This is a genomic window from Ruegeria sp. CDSC042 (assembly GCF_059610745.1).
Map to the genome: position 1 here is coordinate 1 of NZ_JBXWOF010000021.1, position 2,813 is coordinate 2,813.

Here is a 2,813-nt window from a genome sequence, read left to right on the forward strand (position 1 = left end):
ACGGTGAGGTCGAGGCCAAAGTCAAAACCGAAGTCGCAAACCTCTGCGCCAGATTCCCTATCTATCCAAACTTGTAAACTGAAGGACACCAACCCATGAGCTTTCATTCCATCGAACAGGCTCCTGCCCGCCTAAACCGCAGCGAACTCGCCGTGCCTGGCAGCCAACCCGGAATGTTCGAAAAGGCCGCACAATCGGACGTGGATGTCATCTTCCTTGATCTGGAGGACGCCGTCGCGCCGGACGAGAAAGAACAGGCCCGCAAAAACATCATTGAGGCTCTGAACGACATCGACTGGGGCAGCAAGACCATGTCGGTACGCATCAACGGGCTCGACACGCATTACATGTACCGCGACGTGGTGGATGTGGTTGAACAGGCTGGCGAGCGACTTGATCTGATCATGATCCCCAAAGTCGGCACCGCGGCAGATGTCTATGCCGTCGACATGATGGTCACGCAAATCGAGGATGCAAAGGGGTACAAAAAACGCATCGGATTCGAGCATATTATCGAAACTGCGTTAGGGATGCAGAACGTCAGTGAGATCGCGGCGGCGTCGAAACGTAACGAAAGCCTGCATTTCGGCGTAGCCGACTATGCCGCCTCGACCCGCGCGCGGACGACTATTATCGGCGGTGTTAATCCGGATTATTCCGTTCTGACTGACGCCGATACGGACGGAGGACGCCTGACCCATTGGGGAGATATGTGGCACTATGCGCTTGCCCGCATGGTTGTGGCTGCCCGCGCCAATGGTTTGCGCCCAATCGACGGCCCATTTGGAGACTTCCAAGACCCGGACGGCTACAAAGCCGCCGCAAAGCGCGCGGCAGTTTTAGGCTGCGAGGGCAAATGGGCCATCCATCCCAGCCAGATTTCACTGGCAAACGATGTTATGTCGCCGGGCGACGCCGAAGTCACCAAGGCACAACGCATTCTCGAAGCAATGGCCGAAGCCGAAGCAGCGGGAAAGGGAGCGGTTTCGTTAGATGGCCGCCTGATCGACTATGCTTCGATCCGTCAAGCTGAAGTTATGGTTGAAAAGGCTCGTCAAATCGCAGCAGCATGATCGCCTCATGACTTTACAATCGTCCATGTCTCAACGCGATTGTGCCGCTAACATATTTGCCGAAGCCATAGCAGCGGCAGATCCGGCGGTATCCCTGAGCAGACGGCTGCAATCAGCCCCATTGCCTGCGCCCAAACAGGGTGGGCGCAGCATCCTGATCGCGATTGGTAAAGCGGCCCCAGCCATGATGGCGGAAGCCTTGCAAAACGTTCAGGGTGATCATGTCGCTCTGGCCGTGACCCATTCCGAAAACCAAGCGGTCGTATCCGGTGCAACTGTGTTGAACAGTGCACACCCCGTTCCGGACGAACGGGGCCTCAAAGCCGGTCGGCAGATCATTGATCTGCTCAGCACAGCACGCGAGCAAGATCAGATCATAGCGCTGATCTCTGGCGGGGGATCGGCCCTTGTTCCGGCACCTGTGGACGGATTGTCCCTATCGGATAAGATTGTGGTCAACGAGCTCTTGTTGTCTTCCGGATTGGACATCGTGCACATGAACCTGGTGCGCCAGCATCTGAGCCAGCTCAAGGGCGGAGGGTTTCTGCGACACGGTTCACCTGCACCGGTCACAGCCTATATTCTGTCGGATGTGATCGGAGATGACCTGCGTGCCGTTGCCAGCGGCCCCACTTCTCCACCCATCGGAACCCAAGCCGATGCCCGCAGGATCTGCATTGGGGCTGGCATCTGGAAGCGTCTGCCCCAATCCGTGCGGGACCATCTTGAACACAGCGTTCCTGAACAGACGATAGCAGTTGAAGCGACAAATCATCTGATCGGGTCGAACACGATAAGCCTTGAGGCTGCGCATCGCTGTGCGGCGCAGTTTTGTCGGGCTGAAATTGCATCCAAAGCACTGACAGGAGACGTGTCCGACGCTGCACGTCAGATTCTGCAAGCGGCCCGTTCTGTGGCTTCCGACCGCCCGGTCGCTCTACTTTTCGGAGGGGAGACAACCGTCCGGCTGCAGGGTTCGGGTCTTGGTGGGCGCAATCAGGAACTAGCGCTGCGCGTCGCCCAACTGGCGCAAGGGGAAGCTATTCCCGGCAACTGGATTTTCCTCAGCGGTGGAACAGATGGCCGTGATGGTCCGACCCCCGCAGCGGGTGCGATTGTGGATGTGGGAACATTCGACCGTATCCGCAATGCGGGGCAAAATCCGTCCACGCTGTTAGCAAACAACGACAGTCACCGTGCATTGGGACTATCGGGTGATCTTCTGATGACTGGTGCGACCGGAACCAATGTTGCAGATATCCAAGTATTGCTGCTTGGGCCTGAAGCTTGAGCGCGCGCTAAACTTGGCGGGCATCAGGTTGATATAGCGTCAGAGATGTCGAATTGGAAAGTAATGCCTGAATCCGTCGAGAAAGGTCCGATTCATGCGATAGTCTGATTTCAAAGCCATAAAAGAGGCGTTTGTTCCAATGTCACAGGCGATGTTTTAGGCTCTGACGGAAGGATATAGGCATTATTTTTGCGGGATGTTTGGCGTTGATCGGCGTGTAAGTAATTGTAATTTTCGTTCTAAAGTTGCTTTTTTGGAGTAGGGTTTGAACCTTTGGCCTTCAGGTTATGAGCCTGACGAGGTGAAGACGTTAAGCAATTGATCCAGTGGATCAAATGTAGTCTGAACGGGCTGTGTTGATATTATTCGACCTGGTTGCGGGAGTAGGATTTGAACCTACGACCTTCAGGTTATGAGCCTGACGAGCTACCGGGCTGCTCCATCCCGCG

At 55.7% G+C, this 2,813-nt stretch carries 2 protein-coding genes and 1 tRNA gene; 2 read left to right on the top strand and 1 reads right to left on the bottom strand.

Annotated features, from left to right (window positions below; all coding sequences use genetic code 11):
- Positions 1-95 precede the first annotated feature (95 nt).
- Positions 96-1,073 carry an HpcH/HpaI aldolase/citrate lyase family protein gene (locus AC2FHX_RS20950; protein WP_142640422.1) on the top strand — a complete coding sequence of 326 codons (978 nt, stop codon included), beginning with the start codon at positions 96-98 and terminating at the stop codon, positions 1,071-1,073.
- A 7-nt stretch (positions 1,074-1,080) separates the two neighbouring features.
- On the top strand, positions 1,081-2,364 hold the full coding sequence (locus AC2FHX_RS20955; protein ID WP_496703698.1) for a glycerate kinase type-2 family protein: 1,284 nt from the start codon (positions 1,081-1,083) through the stop codon (positions 2,362-2,364).
- 372 nt (positions 2,365-2,736) lie between these two features.
- Here the strand turns inward: AC2FHX_RS20955 and AC2FHX_RS20960 are convergent.
- Positions 2,737-2,813 (bottom strand) — tRNA-Met (locus tag AC2FHX_RS20960).